Here is a 20,144-nt window from a genome sequence, read left to right on the forward strand (position 1 = left end):
TTTATATTTCTTACAACATTTTTTAAAAACCTGTTCTCCATTGGAGTTAAAAGGAGAGTGACCCTTCTGGTCTTCAAAAGGGTTGTTTTCTAAAATATGCAGCTTGATCATGGTCTCGTACATGATGCAAAGATAGCTAATTTAGATTAATTAAAAATAATTATCCAATTCTTTTTCTGAGTTCGATTGCAATATCGTTGGTGAATGTTTGAATGACAAGTGGGTCATCCACATTGTTATGGATAATTAGGTCACATTCTTCACGGTGAGGGAGAAGATATTGGTTGTATGAAGGGACCACATGGTTGATCCATTTATACATAACATCGTCATGGTCGTAGCCACGTTCTACAAGGTCACGTCTCAATCGTCTTTCTAATGCAATAGGTTCATCGGCATCCAAAAAGATCCTATAGTCCAGCAGTTCATTAATTTCCTCATAATGGAAAATAAACAGGCCTTCAACCACTAGGATAGGGGCAGGTTTGATTTCCAACATCTTGGGTTCTAGATCAGGATTGTTGAAGGTGTATTCTTTTTGGAATACCGTATTTCCTTCAAAGAGTTCCTTGATGTGCTGGTAGAACGAATCGCGGTTGATAGAAGTCGGCAAGTCAAAATTATAGAGCCTATTTTCTTCTTTTGTTTTGGTATTGGCAGGGATATAGTAATCATCTTGAGAGATCAAGGTGACTTCTTCTTGCGAAAAATGATTTAAAAAGCTTTTTAAAAAGAAAGTTTTTCCTGAACCGCTGCTTCCAGCGATTCCAATTACATAGGGTTTGTCCATTTTTTAACTTGCACTAATTTACTGGTGCGCCGTAGGCAATTTCAATAAGGAATCGTTTATCAAGTGCTCCAATATAAGATGCTGCGGATTTGGAAAGAATAACAATAGCATCTCTGCTTTCTGCAGTATCGGAGAATTTTCCTACAACTTTCGCAAAGGTAACACTTTTTGTCAATGGGTTTGTAATTTTTAGAATTGTACCTACTGGCGCTGTACGGTGCAAAGCCAGGTTACTGCGGCCACCGGACTCCAGGTTTTCCATCCAGATGCCTATTCCTTTTTCTTTTTTCTCGCGGATTCCGTAGCGATTAGTTTCGAATTCGATCTCTTCCTTGGAAATGTTTTCAGGGATAGGGAGGTTGATGGCCGCTGGTGCGGTTTCTTTCTGGATTACGACCACATTGCCATCTGGAATCTTTAAGGTCTGACCTTCGCGAACGGTGTCTGAATCCAGGCTGTTCAGCTTTTTAATGTTGTCTACTGTGGTTGAAAAACGCTTGGCGATTGAATATAGGGTTTCATTGGATCCAACCTTATAATCGGTTAAAATCTTAGCCTGAATGGTTTCTCCATTGGGATCTCCCAAAGGCTTTGAATCCCTATTGATGGGTTCGTTCTGAACAACCGCCGGTTTATTGTCCTGTTTTTTTTCTTCCTCCTTAAAAGGGATATAGACGGCATCACCCACGCGTAAATTCTTTTTATTGTTGGCATTCATGATATCCTTCACGGGAATGCCGTAAATCCTGCTCAGTTGATAATAGGTATCCTTTGCAGTGACACTATGTTCTATAAAAGTTTTTCCGTTTACTACTGTTTTCTTTTGACTAGGATTGCTGGATTGAGCCTGTGCCAGAGAGATTCCAGCGAATAAAAAAGCAGCAGAAAATATAATAATAGTCTTTTTGTAAGACTTTTTAAATAATCGTTCTTTCATCATTGAATGCAATTATACTAAATATGAAACAATTTCTCTCTTGTTAAAGGACATAAAGAAGACTTGACTTCCTAATTGGAAATAGGGTTGGGGAATCATTTTCTCCATGTCATGAAGTATGACTTGTTGATCTAGTATCTGGTTTAAATTACTTGTTGCCAAACAAAGGTCGAAATGGTCATTTTTCTGCTTGTGGTAACACCAAAGGAAATGGTGTCCGCACTTGCTCAACCAAAGGGGACCGATGTTATGCTCATTTTTTAGAAATCGTGGGGTCTGTTGATACGTGACTGGGTACTGTACTTTGTTGCATGCCATATCAAACTGAATGTCGTTTGCGGAGCTGTATTCTCCATTCTTGATATTGATGGCAATGCTTTCTCCAGAGGAGATGCTACGGTGTCTTGCATGGATGTAATCTTTGAAAACATCGAGTAAGACAAACTCATAGCTGCTGAAGATAATTTCATTGTTATGGATCTGGATGATCTGTATCCCTTCTTGCACCGGTGTCTGTTCACCGATCCGCTTAAGGATCAAATAGCCATTTTGGATGGAATCCAGTGTCCATTCCTTTCCATCCGCTTGGCATGGTGACATGAGGCAATTTCCTTCGAAATCGAACACAAAGAAAGAAGCCAGAGTAGTCTCCACATCCCTAGTTTCTATAGCTACATAGGGCTTTACGGAGTCAATCTCTATTTTCCAGATATTCGTAGGGAATGCTTTCTCGAAAATTTTATTTATCGTATATTTAGTCATCCGATGACAAGCAAATTCGGTAAAAAACACTATTATGAACAAATTTACAAAATACATTTTAGGTATTCTCGTCATTTGCTTTGTGAGTTTCTTTCAATCTAATGCACAGACGGTTTATTCTGTGCCAATCAAGGAAGATATTGGTCCCAATGCATGGCGTACCGTGAAAAATGCGATAAAGCAAGCCAAATTGAACAAATCAGCGTATTTATTGATCGATCTTAATACGTTTGGTGGTGCTTTGAATTTTGCCGATTCTATTCGTTCTAGCCTATTAAACGAAAATCAGTTCAAAACTATTGTATATGTTAACAATAATGCTGCTTCTGCAGGAGCATTGATCTCATTAGCAGCGGATTATATTTACATGCACTCGGGTGCAAGCCTAGGCGCCGCATCGGTGGTGAATCAACAGGGCGAAGTCCTTCCGGAAAAATACCAATCCTATATGCGTGGCCTGATGCGGGCAACCGCTGAAGCCAAAGGGAGGGATCCGAAGGTTGCCGAGGCATTTGTAGACCCCGCTATTTCGGTTCCTGAGCTTAAAGAAGATGGTACATTATTGACCCTGACAGCCTCTGAAGCTGTCAAGATTGGGCTGGCCAAAAAAGAAGTGAAAAGCCAGGTGGATATCTTTTCGGATCTCAATATTGAGAAGCCAGAGGTCACTGAACATAAGCTTACTTGGGTCGACTCTTTGATTGCCCTTTTGATCAATCCCTTGGTTAGTGGTTTGCTGATCATGGGAATTATTGGAGGGATCTATTTTGAGTTACAGGCTCCAGGAATTGGATTTGCCTTAGTGGTTGCCTTGGTCTGTGCTGCTTTGTTCTTTGCTCCGTTGTACCTTCAGGGCCTAGCGGATAACTGGGAGATTGCCATCTTTGTCTTAGGTGTCATACTCCTCGTGCTTGAAATATTTGTAATTCCAGGCTTTGGGGTCGCTGGTATTGCGGGAATTATATTAGTTTTATGCGGATTGGCTTTCTCAATGGTAGCTAATGATTATTTTGATTTTAAACTTACCCAACCAGGATTATTGATGAATTCCTTTATAATAGTAATAGGAGCCATGATTTTGACCATTGTATTAATGGTTCTTTTTGGCAAGAATGTATTGCAGTCTCCAACCTTCAAACGTCTGGTTTTGCAGGATGAGCAAAAAGCGGAAGAAGGATATACCTCTTCGGTTGCTAAACCAAACCTGATCAATAAGGTAGGTGTAACCAAAACGGTCCTTCGCCCTAGCGGTAAAATTGAAATTGACAATGTATGGTACGATGCGGTATCCTTAGATAGCTTTATCGATGTTGGGGAAGAGATCTATGTTGAAAAACACGAGAACTACAACCTCTTTGTAAGGAAGTTGTCAGAGCGTAAAGCGTAAAAAAGAAGTGAGATTAGAGATTTGAGAAGTGAGATATTAGGTTCATTGAGGGATTCAGTTGAGCTGTCGGACTTGGTCTAAATACTAATACTTTCTACTAAATACTTTTAAAAAATCAAAGCCCGGAATTATATTCCGGGCTTTGATTTTTTAAAACTTAGCGCCTAAAGTCAGGACTACGTTTGTTCGTGTATTTTTCACTTCTGCTGTTGGAATTGGACTGTTCCAAGAGGAGAATGTATAAGGGCTGTGGTTGTAGTTGAATTGCTTGTATTGCATTGCCGCTAGGTCCACATATAAGGATTTTGTAAGGACATAGCCTAAACCTAAGCTTGCAATGTAGTCGCTTTGGGTATCACCTTTGTAAGGGGATCCAATCAGGTTGAATCCAGCACGGGCAGCAAATTGATCTGTGATCAAGATTTCACCACCTACCTTGAAATTAAAGGTACCTTTGAAGGTATCATTGATATTGTTGTTTACTTCACTTTCAAATGTATAGTCAGGGTCGGTTACAATTTCGCGGTATTTAATGGACGAATAGTTTAGGTATTCCACTTCGGCAGAAAGCAGGCCCCTTCCAAAGAACTTGGTAAGACCAACTGCAGTCTTCCAAGGAGAAACTACGGCATAGTCATAGGATTGACCATAGTTCTTGGAACCGTAGCCAGGGTGTAAGGAAGTGGTTGTGTTTTCGTCCTTATAATAATCCACTATAGTTTCAATATTGCTATCTTCTTGGATTTCCGTCCAGGTAGGAGTGGAAATGTTGATGCCGATATTCCAATCCCAAGTAGGTTTGAAAATAGCCCCTAATCCGAAATTAACGCCTGAACCTTTTAAGGTCAGGTCATTGAAATCCGTTAAGTCATAGCTGATGTCGGTATATTTATTGGCAGGATCATTCGGGTTCGCAAAATCTGTATCTGGATTATCAGCCTTGATCTCTGCAGCAGTCTTGGTCCATCCTTTTTCTAACAAAGTAGCTTTGGAATCATATTTATAAGATATGAATCCGAACCTTGCACCGATATATAGTTTATTGCCATAGTTGGCACCGAAGGAAACATTGGTGTTATATTTATAACCTGTTGTCACTAAATCCATCTGTTGGTTTTTAGGGTCAGCCTCCAAAACGGTAGGGAAGTATCTGCCATTAGCACCAGGACCTTGTTCCACTAGGTATGAATTCCAGAAATCCTTTGCGAATACATCATCATCCTCCATAATATCCGTGTAGGAATGAACCAAAGAGTTTTGGTTGTTAGTCCCTGCATATTTCAGGTGATCGCTGAAATTATTCTGTTTGTCTATGCTTAAACCGACATTAAAATTTTGCCAGCCATAATCAGGATCATTATGCGTAGGGTAGTGGATGACAATACCTAAATTTTCCAGTCCGAACTTACCTTGACCTTGAGTTGTAGATTGGCCGAAAAAGTTTGATTTATTATTGTTGTTCAAATAGTTTACGGAAAGAGAGACATCGGACTGTCCAAAGAAACCAAGACCGGCAGGGTTTCCAGATACAGAACTGATATCGCCACCTAAGGCCGTATTAACCCCTCCCATAGCCTTAAAACGAGCAGTTCCATTTGTAATGTCTCTAGAGATCAACAAGGAATTGTCTACTAATGATTGGGCTTGTACGTTTGAATAGTTGTATGCGAGGGCAAGACAGGTAAGGGAGAGTAAGATTTTTTTCATTGTGTAATTTTGATCTTTTGTTTTTTTCTTAGGTCACTCAGGAACGGCGGCCAAAGATTGATAGAGGTTATATTAAAAACATGTATCCGAAAAAAAGTATAGCCAATATAAATTTATATTGGCTATACCATATATCTGTAGTAATTAGCGTCTGCTTCCGCTTCTTCCTGAAGAAGAAGAGCCACCGCCAGCACCAGAGCTTCTGCTGCTACCACCAGAGCTTCCTCTGCTGAATCCGCCAGAGCTACCTGAGCTACCGCGGTCAAAGCTTCCGCTTGAACGAGGAGTTGATGATCTGGTGCTTGGAGCTGAAGATCTAGAAGGTGTTCTGTTGATCGTACCTTGAGACCTACTAGAACCTGATCTTGAAGATGGAGTTCTATTGATCGTACCTTGGGATCTACTTGAACCTGATCTTGAAGAAGGAGTTCTGTTGATCGTACCTTGAGATCTGCTAGAACCTGATCTTGAAGATGGAGTTCTATTGATTGTACCTTCTGATCTGCTTGAGCCTGATCTAGAAGAAGGAGTTCTACCTACAGTACCGCTTGATCTTGTGCCACTACGTCCTGAAGATACACCTGATCTGCTATTCACAAATCTTCCGCTTGCATCTCTAGTTACGCGGCCACTGTTTGATCGAGGGGCATATCCATTTGAATAACTTCTACCAGATGCTACGCGTCTGTTTCCGTAGTAGTTTCCACCATAGTATGCATTTCCGTAACCACCACCGTAGTAAGGGTGTCCCCAGTAATTATAGTAGGAGTTAGGGCCCCAATAGTTACCCCATCCGTAGCCATAATAAGGTCTTCCCCATCCGTAGCCGTAGTAAGGACTTCCCCAACCCCAGCCCATGCCAAGATATGGAGATCCCCAACCAAAGCCTAAGGACCAGCCAAATCCAGAGTTCCAGCCAAGGCCGAAACCAGAATAGCCATACCATGGGTCAAACCAAGGGTCGTAGTACATCATTCCTGGAGAATTGTAATAGAATCGGTTGATGCGGTTTGCATATTCTAAATCCTCAACACCGCCTTCTACATAATCCTCATCGGAGTATTCATCTGCATAATAATCTGATTGAGCAATGGATTCTTCGTCCGTGCCATCAGTATAGTAGTAATCTGGGCTTTGATAAACCGTACCATTGTCCCTGTTATTATAGACATCGTCACGGTATACTGTCCGGCTTGTTGTCGAACAGGAGCTAATCAGAGCTGCGAAAGCTAAGGCTAACCCTCCCAAAAATATCTTGTTGTTTTTCATGATTCTAAAACAGTTAAAATTCGATATTACAGTCATTAATTATTATCTTAGACCCGATTTTATCGTCAGGGTTTAATCTACCAATCAAAATTACAAATTATTTTTTTGCTTTGGTTATTTATGTGTTAAAGTACACGCAAACCCATGTTTTTAGGTTAAAATACTATTTAAATTTTCGAATGAGTAAAGGGATAACAAGCCGTAGCGAAGATTATTCGCAATGGTACAACGATCTGGTAATAAAAGCCGATCTAGCAGAATACTCTGCAGTAAGAGGTTGTATGGTGATCAAACCATACGGGTATGCAATCTGGGAGAGAATGCAAGCCGTTCTTGACAAAAGATTTAAAGAAACGGGCCACTCCAATGCCTATTTCCCCTTATTTATCCCCAAATCTTTCTTTTCTAAGGAAGCATCCCATGTTGAAGGCTTTGCCACTGAATGTGCCGTTGTTACTCACTATAGGTTGAAGAATGATGGTAATGGAAACATTATCGTTGATGAAGATGCTAAATTAGAGGAGGAATTGATCGTTCGTCCTACTTCAGAAACCATTATTTGGAATACTTATCGTGGATGGATCGAATCTTATCGTGACCTTCCAATCCTGGTGAACCAATGGGCAAACGTGGTTCGTTGGGAAATGCGTACGCGTTTATTCCTTCGTACAGCAGAATTCCTATGGCAAGAAGGCCATACTGCACACGCGACCAGCGAAGAAGCTATTGCGGAGGCAGAGCAAATGCTGGAAGTTTATGCTGAATTTGCAGAAGGAACCTTAGCGGTTCCAGTGGTTCGTGGAAGGAAAACTGAAAACGAGCGTTTTGCCGGAGCGATCGATACGTTATGTATTGAAGCCTTGATGCAGGATGGTAAAGCTTTGCAAGCAGGGACATCACACTTTTTGGGTCAAAATTTTGCAAAAGCTTTTGATGTGAAGTTTACTTCCAAAGAAGGTAAATTGGATTATGTTTGGGCTACATCATGGGGAGTATCCACTCGTCTCATGGGAGCTTTGATTATGGCGCATTCTGATGACCAAGGGTTGGTATTGCCTCCGAAATTGGCACCTACTCAGGTAGTCATCGTTCCTATCTATAAGACAGATGAAGAAAAGGCGAACCTAGATGCCTATGTCGATCAATTAACTGCTGCCTTGAAGCAATTGGATATCCGTGTGAAATATGATGATCGCGATACACAAAGACCAGGATTCAAATTTGCAGAATGGGAATTGAAAGGTGTGCCTTTGCGCGTGGCTTTAGGTTCTCGTGATATGCAGAATGGTACTGTTGAGCTCGCTCGCCGTGATACGCAAACCAAAGAAACGGTTCAACAAGCTGGTTTGCCAGACCGTATTGCTGCTTTATTGGGAGAAATCCAAGATAACATCTATAATAAGGCATTGACCTTCCGTGATGAACATATCACTGAGGTGAATTCTTATGATGAATTCAAACAAGTTTTAGAAGAAAAAGGTGGATTTATTTCTGCGCACTGGGATGGAACGGTAGAGACGGAGAAACGCGTGAAGGAAGAGACCAAAGCAACGATCCGTTGTATTCCTTTGGATGCTAAAGAAGAGGAAGGCGTATGTATCTTTACAGGTAAACCTTCGAAACAACGTGTTTTATTTGCGAAAGCATATTAATATAATGAAATGAAGAACCTTTTGATATTGGGTTGTGGATGGGTAGGTGAAGAACTTGCTCGTCAGCTCAAAAAGAAAGGTTGGAATCTGTGGGTAACGACCCGTACAGAGGAAAAATACCATCGCTTGCAAGGCGATGGTATTTTTGCGTTTATCCACGACTTTGACAGGGATCTCAACCTGGATCTTCCAGTTGATGTCAGTTTTGATGCGATTGTCAACTCGATTCCAGCCACACAGAAAAATACGGAGGCAGAAATAGAGCATCGCTTTTCGCATGTTTTCAATATTCTATGTTCCTTAAATTATAAAAAGCATATCTTTTTGAGTTCCGTTGGAGTTTATCCCGATCAGGATGGCAACTTTGATGAGAGTTTTGTGGAAGAAGAATTGATGTCCCCAAAGCTTCGCATGGCTGAAAAGAAAATGATGAGCCTCCCTTATTCATCAACTTTTAGGCTAGGAGGCTTATTTGGGAAAGAAAGAATACTGGCTAAATACTTTCAGGATAAGGTGGTGCATATTGGGGATCAACCTTCAAATTTTATCCATTTGGATGATGTTGTTGGAATCATCGAGCGGAGTCTCGAAATCAATCTGCCAACCGTTTATTATAATCTGGTGGCTCCGGAGCATCCCTTGAAAAAGGAGGTGATCCTGAAAAGCGCCCAGAAATATATGTTCAGTTATCCTAGTGCTTTTGAACCGAAGGACAGTTTCCAAAAAGTGGTAAATTCAGATAAGATCATCAATTTGTTGAATTACGAGTTTAAATACCCTTCTCCATTAGATTTTTAATAACTTAGACCGACTAATACAAAATAATATGAATTACAAATTTGCAACCAAGGCAATTCATGCCGGACAGGAGGCAGATCCTACAACTGGCGCAGTGATGACGCCGATATACCAAACCTCAACTTACCAACAGAAAGCACCGGGTGACCATAAAGGTTATGAATACTCACGTGGTACCAATCCTACCCGTAAGGCACTCGAAGATTGTATCGCAGCGTTGGAAAATGGAAAGTTTGGTTTAGCATTCTCTTCAGGAATGGCCGCAACAGATTGTGTATTGCGCTTATTGCAACCTGGAGATGAGGTGGTAACCGGTGATGATCTATACGGTGGTTCTTACCGTATTTTCACAAAAGTTTATGAGCCCCTTGGAATTACCTTTAAGTTTGTCAATACTTCCGATGTAAAAGCAGTGGAAGATGCTATTTCAGACAAGACAAAATTGATCTGGGTGGAAACTCCAACCAACCCAACCTTGAAATTAGCAGACATCGAAGCTATAGGGAAGATCGCAAAAGCAAAGAAAATCCTTTACGCGGTTGACAATACTTTTGCCTCTCCTTATCTTCAAAACCCATTGGACCTTGGTGCTGACATCGTGATGCACTCAGTAACTAAATATCTTGGTGGTCACTCTGATGTGGTCATGGGAGCTTTGGTGATGAATGATGAAGAGTTGTACAAGAAATTATGGTTTTTCTATAATGCTTGCGGAGGTACTCCAGGACCACAGGATGCATTCTTAGTGCTTCGTGGTATCAAAACTTTGCACCTTCGTATGAAGGCTCATTGTGAGAACGGAAGAAAGGTAGCAGAATATCTAAAGAACCATCCTAAAGTAGAGAAAATCTATTGGCCAGGATTTGAGGACCATCCAGGACATGATGTTGCCAAGAAACAAATGAGAGATTTTGGTGGAATGGTTTCTATCGTAATCAAAGGTGCTGACCTTGCAGAGACTTTCCGTGTGGCTTCAGGCTTTAAGGTATTCACTTTAGCAGAATCATTAGGTGGTGTGGAATCATTGATCAACCATCCTGCAACCATGACCCATGGCTCGATCCCTAAAGAAACTAGAGAAAAAGTAGGTGTAGTCGATAATCTTTTACGCCTTTCGGTAGGGGTGGAAGATGCTGAAGACCTGATCGCTGATCTGGAACAAGCCTTATCGCGTTAATTTATTGTAATTATTATTTTATTTGCACACAGACTTTTGTACATTTGTGCAGCTTTAATAGGAGATTATCAATTATGGAAAATACAACTGTAGAAAGACCAGCAAAACATACGGACAATAATGCAAACCGTACTGAATATTATGTATCATTAACTATTGCCATCGTTATCGGCTTAGTAGGCGTGTTTATTCGTTTTGTACCGGATGTAATCCCTGCGTTGGATCAATTAGGATCTGTATTCTCATGGATCGCTAACATTGCACTTATCGTTGCTTCTTTCTTAGCATTCAAAGTTGTTTTTGCAATCTTAGGATTCAGCAAAAAGTAATTGCAAAGATATACAATACAAAAAGAGAGGGCTAAACATCTGTTTAGCCCTCTCTTTTTGTAGTATTATTAGTGAGTATTTAGTAGTAAGTATTTAGTATTTAGACCTATGGGTATCAGTAGGAAAAGTTAAAGGGGCAATTTTCATTGCCCCTTTATTAATTCTTTTAGAGTCTAAATACTAAATACTTTATACTTAAAAATACTAGTTTAAAATCGACCAAGTAGACCAAGGGATTCTTGAAAGGATCAATACCAATCCTAAGATATAGTAAATAAGCACTGTTTTGTTAGCGGCTTTTTGATCTGCTAATTTCTTAGCTTTAGAGTATCCCATTGTAATCAATACTAGACCTAAGATCATTATAATTGGATGTTCCAAGAAGTACAATCTAGCTCCGCTATTTTTCATGTTTTCTCCTGAAAAGCTGCTTAATCCCAGTGGGGATGTAAAGTATAATACCAAACCAATTACCAATTGAAGGTGTCCACTGATTAATCCGATTAAAGCGATCTTACGGTTGTAAGGCTTGTTTCCAGAGTAATTTACCAATGTAATGATGATTGCAATGACCAACGCTATTAACAATACAATAGCTAGGGTTGAGTGTAGATGTTTCATTCCTGTAAGCATAGTTTCAATTATATAATATTCACAAATATACTATTTTGAAAGACGTTTGTCGCCTAATTCTTTAAACTCTGATTTTGCTTTAAAGTTAGGGAAAATTGTATCCATACTTAAAGTGTAGCCAATGTCGAAAAATAGACGGATATCAGCGATGATTCCATCGAAGTTCCAGTTGTCATCTAGTTCATCAGTCACGGCATGATAACGGCCTGCTAATGCCTTCTGACGGTTCTTGATTACGGTTGTGTCCGATTCTAAGTAATCCCCTCCACTGCCCATATATAGTCCAGGTACACCCACTTTTACAAAGTTGAAATGGTCAGAACGATAGAAACCACCTCCCGTAGCACTTCCTTCTGGCACCATCTTACGGTTAAATTTAGCTGCCGATAGGATTGCATAGTCTTCCAATTCTGTCTGACCTGTTCCAGTAACACGGAAACCGTTCATCGCACCTACCGGATTGAAGGAGTCCATATTAATATTGGCAACAGTTTTGTTCAATGGAAATACAGGGTTTTCTGCATAATATTGAGAGCCTAATAAACCTTGTTCCTCTGCAGTAACCGCTAAGAACACCACTGAACGCTCTGGCTGAACCTTTGCTGCTTTAAAAGCTCTTGCTATTTCAAACAATGCCGCAACGCCAGTGGCATTGTCCATCGCTCCATTGAAAATAGAGTCGCCATTGCTAGCTTCACCAATTCCTAGGTGATCCCAGTGAGCGGTATAGATAATGGTTTCATCAGGCCTTTTAGAACCTTTGATCATGCCCAGGACATTGTTTGATTTAGACTCCCTGAAGCTATTTGCCAATTTAACATTCGTCGTCACATTCAATGGAACGGCCTTAAATCCTGGTTTTTTAGCTTGTTCCATCAGATCTGCATTCAATCCACCCAATTGGAATAGTTTTTTTGCAGTTTCATTGCTTACCCAACCTTGGAATTTACTTAGGTTAGCACCTTTATTTTCTGGAACCAACGATAGTCTTGGTCCTGTCCAACCACTTCTTACCACATTCCAGCCATAACTAGCCGCTTCTGTTTCATGGATCAACAAGATACCTGCTGCCCCTTGACGAGATGCTTCTTCGAATTTATAGATCCAACGTCCGTAATAGGTCATGGTATCGGCTTTGAATAATGTTTTGTCATAGCGACCTGGGTCAGAGACCATCACCACAACTGTTTTGCCTTTTACATCAAGACCTTCATAGTCATTCCATTTATATTCAGGAGCCACGATTCCAAATCCAGCAAATACCAGTTCGGTGTTTTCTACATCGATGGTTTCCGCCATTTGGGGAGTACCGATTACATAGTCATCTAGGTATTGAGCTGTAAGATCACCGTTTTTACCTTTAAAGGTCAGAGTTGGATTAACAGGTTTAGAACTGATTTCCACCATCGGTACATCTTGGAAATAGGATTCGCCATTTCCCGGATCTAAGCCAAGGGCTTTATATTGTTCTTGAATGTAATTTACGGTGATGGTATCGCCCTTGCTGAAAGGTAGGCGACCCATGAATTCATCCGAAGATAATTTAGCGACATAAGCTTTGTAGCTGTCTTCGGTGATAGCTGCTATAGCTGTCGAGTCTAAACTGTTTTTGTCATAGGAAGAACTGTCGCTCCCCGATTTACAAGATGCAAGTCCGAGTAATAAGGCTGCACTAATAAATAGTTTGTTGTTCATCATGATTGTTGATTATCAATTTTAGATTATTTGGTTATTGCAATTTAAGGATTTGATTCCATTTCGACCGGTTTTACCTCAGCAATCGGGTGAAATAGATAAATTCGCTGTGTTTTTACTTCCAGACACTTATATCTTTTCCGCAATCTCTCCAGTTTCTGGAAAACCCTTCCGTTTTTGATGCTGAAATAACTGTTGAATTCTATGCTGTCAATCGTTACGGTTTCAAATTCTGATTTATCGTAAGATTTCAAGACCTTATACAGGGTTAGGTCCGTACAACTGGAAGCTGCAGGATTGTTCATGTATTTGATCAAAGCCAAATGGATGTCTTCTGGAAATAGGTTCAGCTTAATGAAAGCATCCATTAAACTCTTGAAGTTGTTTTTCCATTCAGCGCCATGCGGCTTTACCTTGTTCTTATGCTGTTGCCAAGTTTTGAGGTGAGCAAACTCATGGACAGTCGTAATCAAAAAAGAATAGGGGTTCAGATCGTGATTGATGGTGATCTGATGGGGTTCGTTTTTGAAAGGAGAGCGGTAGTCTCCCAGTTTGGATGCTCTAGAACGAGTCACCTTAAACCTACAGGCAGTATCATTGATCCATTCAGAGATGATAGGAGCTGCGGTAGATGGGATGTACTTACTTAACTGTTTGCTAAAATCAGGCATGAAATACAAACATATCAGTTTTTTAGAGATTTCAGAATATTAATGCCTTAATTTTAGCTTGGGATGAGAATTATTTATATTTGATGAGGAACAGCATGTTAGGGATTAAATGGACAATTTCAACATGTTGCTAAAGCACAAAGGAGCGAATGTTAAGCAAACTACAGATAAAAAACTATGCATTGATAGATGCATTGGACATTAATTTCGACGACAAACTCAATATCATAACAGGTGAAACTGGAGCGGGTAAATCCATTATTATGGGGGCGCTAGGTTTAATCTTGGGCAATAGGGCCGAGAGCAAGCATTTCTTCGATGAATCAAGGAAATGTATAATCGAAGGTCACTTCTATATCAAAGACTATAACCTTCAAGATCTTTTCAATTCTTTAGACCTGGACTATGAGGATACCAGTCTGATCCGTAGAGAGCTGCATGCCGATGGCAAATCAAGAGCTTTTGTCAATGATACACCTGTAACCTTGCAAACACTTAAGGTATTAGGGGAGAAGTTGATCGATATCCATTCCCAGCATGCTACATTGCAGATCAATACGGAATCTTTTCAGCTACTGGTCTTGGATACCGTAGCACAAAACCAATCTGTACTCGCTGACTATAAAAAGAAATACCAAGAATATAAACGTACAGTCGCTGAACTCAAGCAATTAGAAGAAGACTTGGCAAAGGCCCGGTCGGAATCTGATTATCAGCAATTTGTTTTCAACGAATTGGAACAAGCCAATCTACAAGACCAAGAACAGGAAGGGTTGGAAGCAGAACAATCCCAATTGGAAAATGCCGAAGAAATAAAACGTCATTTTCATGCTGCAAGTTCAGAACTCCAAGACGGTGAAATCAATGTCTTGGACAGCCTTAAGCAAGCTTTGAGCTCTTTACAGAATGGTGCTCGCTATCTACCTTCCTCAGAATCCCTTGTTGATCGCCTGCAAAGCAGTTTGATCGAATTAAAAGATTTGAGTGCTGAAGTGGAGCAGGTAGCAGAGGGCATCAGTATGGACGAGGAACGATTGAGCATTGTGAATGAACGACTGTCTGTTTTGTATGACCTGCAAAAGAAACATCGCGTAGCTACTGTAAAGGAGCTTCTGGAGCTAAAGCAAGACCTCGAAAACAAACTGCAGGCTACCGATTCGCAAGGTGAACAGATTGAAGAATTAAAGGTGAAAATTGACAAGTTGCATCAGGAAATATCCAAATTGGCCGATCAATTGACCAAAAACAGGAGCAAGGCAACTAAGATCGTAGAGAAGGAAGTTCAAGATGTGCTATCCAGAGTTGGTATGCCACATGCTCAATTGAATGTTGAACTCAATCAATTATCGGATTTTAAATCAACTGGTCAAGATGAAGTATCCTTTCTTTTCTCGGCTAACAAAGGTCAAGCATTACAACCTATACACAAGGTAGCCTCAGGCGGTGAACTTTCTAGGGTGATGTTGGCCATTAAATCCTTGGTAGCAAAGACTTCAGCTCTGCCAACTATCATCTTTGATGAAATCGATACAGGTATATCTGGAGAAGTAGCACTCAGGGTAGGGGAATTGATGGAAGAGCTCGCAGACAATATGCAGGTGATCAGTATTACCCACTTGCCGCAGATTGCATCACAAGGGAATAGCCACTTTAAGGTATATAAAGAAGATAAGGGCAATAAAACGAAATCAAATATTGTATTGATGAATGAGGAGGAGAGGGTCTTGGAGATAGCACAAATGTTGAGCGGTGCCAATCCGGAAGATACGGCAATTCAACATGCCAAAGAAATGTTGAAATAAGGAAAAAGGGGCATGATCAATCATGCCCCTTTTCTATATCTTAGTTACCAACATCTGCATCGGTTAATACAATCTTAACGCGCATAGCTTTTGGAGCTTCATTTAATTTATCCAAATCAACAGCGTTCAAAAAAACCTTTCCTACAGAATATGAGGCGTTATAGCCATGACCAAATAAGCCTTCTGAAGGGATGTTGTGGAATGTTCCAACTTGATCTTCAAACTGAATGGCAACACTAACGTGTCCATCTTCATAATAAACATCATCAAGGTCTGCTACTGGAATTACTGCTTCAAAATTGTTTGCTGAAATTCGTTTCCAGTCACTTGATGCCAATGGGTGATAATAACTTACCCCTGGTAAATAATTTGTCACATATTCCTTTGTACAAGAGCTAAAGCCTACTAAAGAAGCTGTACCAATTGCGAGTGCTAATAAAAGTTTTTTCATGAGTGGTAAAAGTTATTTTGTAAATAATTTCATTCTTCTTTCTTATTCAGACAGATAAACTGTAAGAAAGTTTAAAGAATAAAGCAAAAACATGACCACTTTTTGAAACTTTTCAATAAACAAAGATGTATTTCCTTATTGCTTGATGTTTTTCAGTCGGTTAACCGAAAAGATTTTGATAGCATTTCCTTCCTTGGTCAATAACTTTTCGTCCTTAAAATCGGCCAGCATCCTACTTATGGTCTCGTTTGCCGTACCTGCTAAGGCTGCTAGGTCATCCCTGGAAATCTTGATGGTGACTTCATCCGATTCATTGTCTGATTTCTCTGCCACATTTACCAAAGCATTGGCCACGCGCTTGCGAACAGAATCGTAGGCAAAACCCAACATCTGTTCTTCTTTCTCACGAATGTTCTGTGATAGGACTTTGATCAGTTTGGAGGCAATTCCTGGCTTTTTGTACAAGAGCTCAAAGAAATTATCCTTATGGATCAAGGCAATTTCTGCATCTTCCAACGTGGCTGAATTATCACCATACTTATCGTTCAATAACACAGATTCCAATCCGAAGAATTGATTTTCTACATAGATGTTGGTAGATAGTTCCCTGCCGTCCTTATAGTTCAAGAAGCTGCGGACTTTTCCCTTTTTAATATAATATACATAAACTGGAGTGTCTCCAGCTTCGTAAATGGTTTGTTTCTTTTTGATATTCTTGATCCGTCCATGATCTGCAAGATCCTGTAACAGATAAGCCTGTTCCTGTTCATCAAGCCTTAGACTTTCCATATTAGGCGCAGTCTTAGATTGTAATTGAGCCCTTTTTTTGAAACGACTTTCTATGGCATTGAGCAATTCCATGTCATCAAATGGTTTGGTCAGGTAATCATCTGCCCCCATTTCCATGGCCTTGCGCAAGTCTGCTTTCTCAGTTTTGGCAGTAAGGAAAATAAATGGGATCTGTTGTGTGTTTTCATGTTTGCTCAACATATACAAAACCCCATATCCATCCAGTTCAGGCATCATGATGTCACAAAGAATGAGATCTGGCTTATGTTTAATGGCCATATCTACTCCAGTTTTACCTTCTTCAGCTACCAATACGGAATACTCCCCGGTTAATTCCAATATTTCCGCTGTGCTTTCGCGAATGTCACTATTGTCTTCGATTATTAATATTTTCCTCTTTTCCATTATTCTTGGATAAAAAACATCTTAAAAATTGCTCCTTGATTTACTTCCGACCAATATTCCAAACGTCCTCCCATCAATTCAACATATCGCTTCACAATATTCAAACCCAATCCAGTTCCTGGAATGCTGCCCGTGTTATTGGCACGGAAGAAAGGCTCAAATAGGCTCTTCTGTTCTTCCAGCGGGATACCGATCCCATTATCTTTCACCGTGACCAACAGCTGGTTTCTGCCGATCTGGGTGTTGAACTCAATAAAAGTATCTTCACCTGAATATTTAATGGCATTAGAAACCAAGTTGATGATACTGTTCTTCAAAAGATTGGGGTCGATGACAAAGTCAGATTCCTCACCGGTATGCTGATATAAAATATGTTGGTTTTTCTTACAGATCAACTGCATCTCCTCGGCAATCTCCTCACCAAGGTGTACTATGTTGGTATGCGATTTATTTACCATGACAACTCCCGCCTCAAGTTTTTCAAGGTTAAGGAAGTCATTTAATATCGTGTTCAATAATTGTACAGAACCTTTGATTCGGTTTGTATGCTTCTCAATTGGGCCATATTCCTGCTTCTCTACATAGCGATCGATCAACGATGCTGAAAGTTGGACCGAACTCAGAGGAGTCCTGAACTCATGCGAGGCCATGGATACAAACCTAGATTTCAACTGACTCAATTCTTTTTCCTTTTCCAAGGAAACACTGACATCAGCTTTTGCTCTCTCAAGCTCTGAAACCAGTTTGATCAGATCCTTAGTCCTTTCCCTCACTTTTAGCTCCAGCTCTTGGGTATGTTTCTTCAACTCATTTTGAGCCTGTTTCTCCTTGGTCAGATCGTGGATAAAGCCCGTAAATATTTTACGGTCTTTATAGAACACTTCGCTGACAGCTAAGCGAAAAGGAAAGGTGGAACCATCTTTTTTCAGACCTCTTACTTCGCGCCCAATTCCGATAATTCGTTTTTTACCAGTTTCTTCATAATTGGCAATGTAACGGTCATGGTTAGAACGGTCAGGTTCAGGCATCAATACCGAAATATTTCTGCCCACAACCTCCTCAGCTCTATACCCAAACAGCTCTAGGGCCGCAGGGTTGATGCTCTCTACAATTCCGTGATTATCGATCGTAATGATGCCATCAATAGCATTTTCGATGATCGCTTCTAATAGCCTAGCTGATTCCAACACGTTTTTATTTTACTAATTTTTTGTATTTGATTCGTTTCGGACCAATATCGCCTAAACGTTTCTTACGGTTCTCCTCGTATTCTGTATAGTTACCTTCAAAGAAATAAACCTGTGAATCTCCTTCAAAAGCTAAGATATGGGTACAGATCCTGTTCAGGAACCAACGGTCGTGGGAAATAATTACCGCACATCCTCCAAAGTTCTCAAGACCTTCTTCCAATGCACGTAAGGTATTTACGTCGATATCGTTGGTAGGCTCATCCAGTAACAATACGTTAGAACCTTTTTTCAAAGTAATGGCTAAATGTACGCGATTTCGCTCTCCACCTGATAAAACACCAACTTTCTTCTGTTGGTCAGCACCATTGAAATTGAATTTGGATACATAAGCCCTAGAATTCATCGATTTGTTACCCAACATGATGTTCTCATTGCCGCCTGTGATATTTTCCCATACGGTTTTATTAGGGTCAAGGTCATCGTGCATCTGGTCAACATATCCCAACGAAACGGTTTCACCAACCTTAAATGTTCCGGTATCTGCCTGTTCTTGACCAGTGATCAAACGAAATAAAGTAGTCTTACCTGCACCGTTAGGACCAATGATTCCCACGATCCCTGCCGGAGGTAAGGAGAAGCTTAAGTCTTCGAATAAAATTCTATCCCCGTAAGACTTGCTAATCTTGTCTGCTTCAATGACCACATTACCCAAACGAGGTCCTGGTGGAATGAATAACTCTAGTTTTTCTTCGCGTTCCTTCGTTTCCTCTGATGCTAATTTCTCATAGTTATGCAAACGGGCCTTTGATTTGGCATGTCTCGCTTTCGGAGCCATCCTTACCCATTCCAACTCACGCTCTAATGTTTTCTGACGCTTGCTTTCGGTTTTCTCCTCTTGAGCTAAACGTTTAGCCTTTTGATCCAACCAAGAAGAATAGTTTCCTTTCCAAGGAATACCTTCTCCACGGTCAAGTTCCAAGATCCAGCCCGCAACGTTATCCAAGAAATAACGGTCGTGGGTTACGGCGATAACCGTTCCTTTATATTGTTGCAAGTGTTGCTCTAACCAATCGATGGACTCAGCATCCAAGTGGTTGGTAGGCTCATCTAATAATAAAACGTCAGGTTCTTGTAATAATAGTCTGCACATGGCCACCCTTCTTCGCTCTCCTCCTGACAAATTGGCAATTAAAGCGTCAGGCTCTGGACAACGCAAAGCATCCATGGCGCGCTCCAATTTGCTGTCCAATTCCCATGCATTTGTAGCGTCTATAATATCTTGTAACTCACCTTGTCTAGCCAAAAGTTTATCCATCTCATCAGGATTTTCATAAACTTCAGGAAGACCGAATTTCTCATTGATTTCCTCGTATTCTTTTAAGATCGAAGCAGTCTCGGCAACTCCCTCTTCTACAATCTCTTTAACGGTCTTTGTAGGGTCCAATTCAGGCTCCTGAGCCAAATAACCCACAGAATAACCTGATGAGAATACAACCTCACCTTGGTAGGATTTATCTAGTCCCGCAATGATCTTCAATAAGGAAGATTTACCGGAACCATTTAAACCAATTACACCGATTTTCGCTCCATAGAAGAAAGAAAGGTAAATGTTCTTAAGTACTTGTTTGGATGGGGGATAAATTTTGTTTACCCCAGCCATTGAGAAGATAATTTTTTCGTCAGACATAGGTGCTTTGAAA

At 40.4% G+C, this 20,144-nt stretch carries 18 protein-coding genes; 6 read left to right on the forward strand and 12 right to left on the reverse strand.

Annotated elements, in window-relative coordinates; translation table 11 throughout:
• Window positions 1-160 precede the first annotated feature (160 nt).
• The 3 genes from ACWICE_RS18490 to ACWICE_RS18500 are packed head-to-tail and all read right to left on the reverse strand — an operon-like array spanning window position 161 to window position 2,489.
• A complete protein-coding gene (locus ACWICE_RS18490) occupies window positions 161-790 on the reverse strand; it encodes a uridine kinase family protein (RefSeq protein ID WP_454298962.1) in 630 nt (209 codons plus the stop codon).
• Window positions 791-803: 13 nt separating this feature from the next.
• Window positions 804-1,730 carry a DPBB and LysM peptidoglycan-binding domain-containing protein gene (locus tag ACWICE_RS18495; protein ID WP_454298963.1) on the reverse strand — a complete coding sequence of 309 codons (927 nt, stop codon included), beginning with the start codon at window positions 1,728-1,730 and terminating at the stop codon, window positions 804-806.
• 9 nt (window positions 1,731-1,739) lie between these two features.
• Entirely contained in the window at window positions 1,740-2,489 is a 750-nt protein-coding gene (locus ACWICE_RS18500; RefSeq protein WP_185210409.1) for a hypothetical protein, read from the reverse strand.
• Between the two features lie 34 nt (window positions 2,490-2,523).
• Here ACWICE_RS18500 and ACWICE_RS18505 point away from each other — a divergent pair, with 34 nt between their 5' ends.
• On the forward strand, window positions 2,524-3,876 hold the full coding sequence (locus ACWICE_RS18505) for an NfeD family protein (protein ID WP_313259885.1): 1,353 nt from the start codon (window positions 2,524-2,526) through the stop codon (window positions 3,874-3,876).
• Window positions 3,877-4,026: 150 nt separating this feature from the next.
• Here the strand turns inward: ACWICE_RS18505 and ACWICE_RS18510 are convergent, their stop codons facing one another.
• Window positions 4,027-5,583 carry a hypothetical protein gene (locus ACWICE_RS18510; protein WP_454298964.1) on the reverse strand — a complete coding sequence of 519 codons (1,557 nt, stop codon included), beginning with the start codon at window positions 5,581-5,583 and terminating at the stop codon, window positions 4,027-4,029.
• 144 nt (window positions 5,584-5,727) lie between these two features.
• Complete coding sequence (locus ACWICE_RS18515) at window positions 5,728-6,852, reverse strand: hypothetical protein (RefSeq protein ID WP_454298965.1); 1,125 nt, start codon at window positions 6,850-6,852, stop codon at window positions 5,728-5,730.
• Window positions 6,853-7,031: 179 nt separating this feature from the next.
• Between ACWICE_RS18515 and proS the strand changes: the two genes are divergently transcribed.
• From proS to ACWICE_RS18535, 4 genes are all read left to right on the forward strand, one after another.
• Window positions 7,032-8,504 (forward strand): proline--tRNA ligase, encoded by a 1,473-nt coding sequence (gene proS / locus ACWICE_RS18520; protein WP_454298966.1) that lies wholly within the window; start codon window positions 7,032-7,034, stop codon window positions 8,502-8,504.
• Window positions 8,505-8,513: 9 nt separating this feature from the next.
• On the forward strand, window positions 8,514-9,302 hold the full coding sequence (locus ACWICE_RS18525; protein WP_454298967.1) for an NAD-dependent epimerase/dehydratase family protein: 789 nt from the start codon (window positions 8,514-8,516) through the stop codon (window positions 9,300-9,302).
• Window positions 9,303-9,330: 28 nt separating this feature from the next.
• Entirely contained in the window at window positions 9,331-10,479 is a 1,149-nt protein-coding gene (locus ACWICE_RS18530; RefSeq protein ID WP_454292166.1) for a cystathionine gamma-synthase, read from the forward strand.
• 74 nt (window positions 10,480-10,553) lie between these two features.
• Window positions 10,554-10,808 (forward strand): hypothetical protein, encoded by a 255-nt coding sequence (locus ACWICE_RS18535; protein WP_093099024.1) that lies wholly within the window; start codon window positions 10,554-10,556, stop codon window positions 10,806-10,808.
• 204 nt (window positions 10,809-11,012) lie between these two features.
• Here the strand turns inward: ACWICE_RS18535 and ACWICE_RS18540 are convergent, their stop codons facing one another.
• From ACWICE_RS18540 to ACWICE_RS18550, 3 genes are read right to left on the reverse strand one after another with little or no spacing between them, the layout of a single operon-like run.
• Window positions 11,013-11,429 carry a hypothetical protein gene (locus ACWICE_RS18540; protein WP_454298968.1) on the reverse strand — a complete coding sequence of 139 codons (417 nt, stop codon included), beginning with the start codon at window positions 11,427-11,429 and terminating at the stop codon, window positions 11,013-11,015.
• A gap of 42 nt (window positions 11,430-11,471) precedes the next feature.
• Entirely contained in the window at window positions 11,472-13,139 is a 1,668-nt protein-coding gene (locus ACWICE_RS18545) for a M28 family metallopeptidase (RefSeq protein WP_454298969.1), read from the reverse strand.
• A gap of 41 nt (window positions 13,140-13,180) precedes the next feature.
• Entirely contained in the window at window positions 13,181-13,807 is a 627-nt protein-coding gene (locus tag ACWICE_RS18550; RefSeq protein WP_185218171.1) for a SprT-like domain-containing protein, read from the reverse strand.
• Between the two features lie 149 nt (window positions 13,808-13,956).
• Between ACWICE_RS18550 and recN the strand changes: the two genes are divergently transcribed.
• A complete protein-coding gene (gene recN / locus ACWICE_RS18555; RefSeq protein ID WP_454292168.1) occupies window positions 13,957-15,609 on the forward strand; it encodes a DNA repair protein RecN in 1,653 nt (550 codons plus the stop codon).
• A gap of 40 nt (window positions 15,610-15,649) precedes the next feature.
• Here the strand turns inward: recN and ACWICE_RS18560 are convergent, their stop codons facing one another.
• The 4 genes from ACWICE_RS18560 to ettA all read right to left on the reverse strand — a co-directional run bounded on the left by ACWICE_RS18560 (window position 15,650) and on the right by ettA (window position 20,131).
• Entirely contained in the window at window positions 15,650-16,060 is a 411-nt protein-coding gene (locus tag ACWICE_RS18560) for a hypothetical protein (protein ID WP_185210399.1), read from the reverse strand.
• A gap of 135 nt (window positions 16,061-16,195) precedes the next feature.
• Entirely contained in the window at window positions 16,196-17,254 is a 1,059-nt protein-coding gene (locus tag ACWICE_RS18565; RefSeq protein WP_185210398.1) for a response regulator, read from the reverse strand.
• Window positions 17,254-18,441, reverse strand: a complete 1,188-nt coding sequence (locus ACWICE_RS18570; protein ID WP_185211424.1) for a PAS domain-containing sensor histidine kinase — start codon at window positions 18,439-18,441, stop codon at window positions 17,254-17,256. The genes ACWICE_RS18565 and ACWICE_RS18570 overlap by 1 nt, the downstream gene beginning before the upstream one ends.
• Before the next feature lie 7 nt (window positions 18,442-18,448).
• Window positions 18,449-20,131 (reverse strand): energy-dependent translational throttle protein EttA, encoded by a 1,683-nt coding sequence (gene ettA, locus ACWICE_RS18575; RefSeq protein WP_454298970.1) that lies wholly within the window; start codon window positions 20,129-20,131, stop codon window positions 18,449-18,451.
• Window positions 20,132-20,144 lie beyond the last annotated feature (13 nt).

The organism is Sphingobacterium sp. NPDC055346, assembly GCF_053645235.1.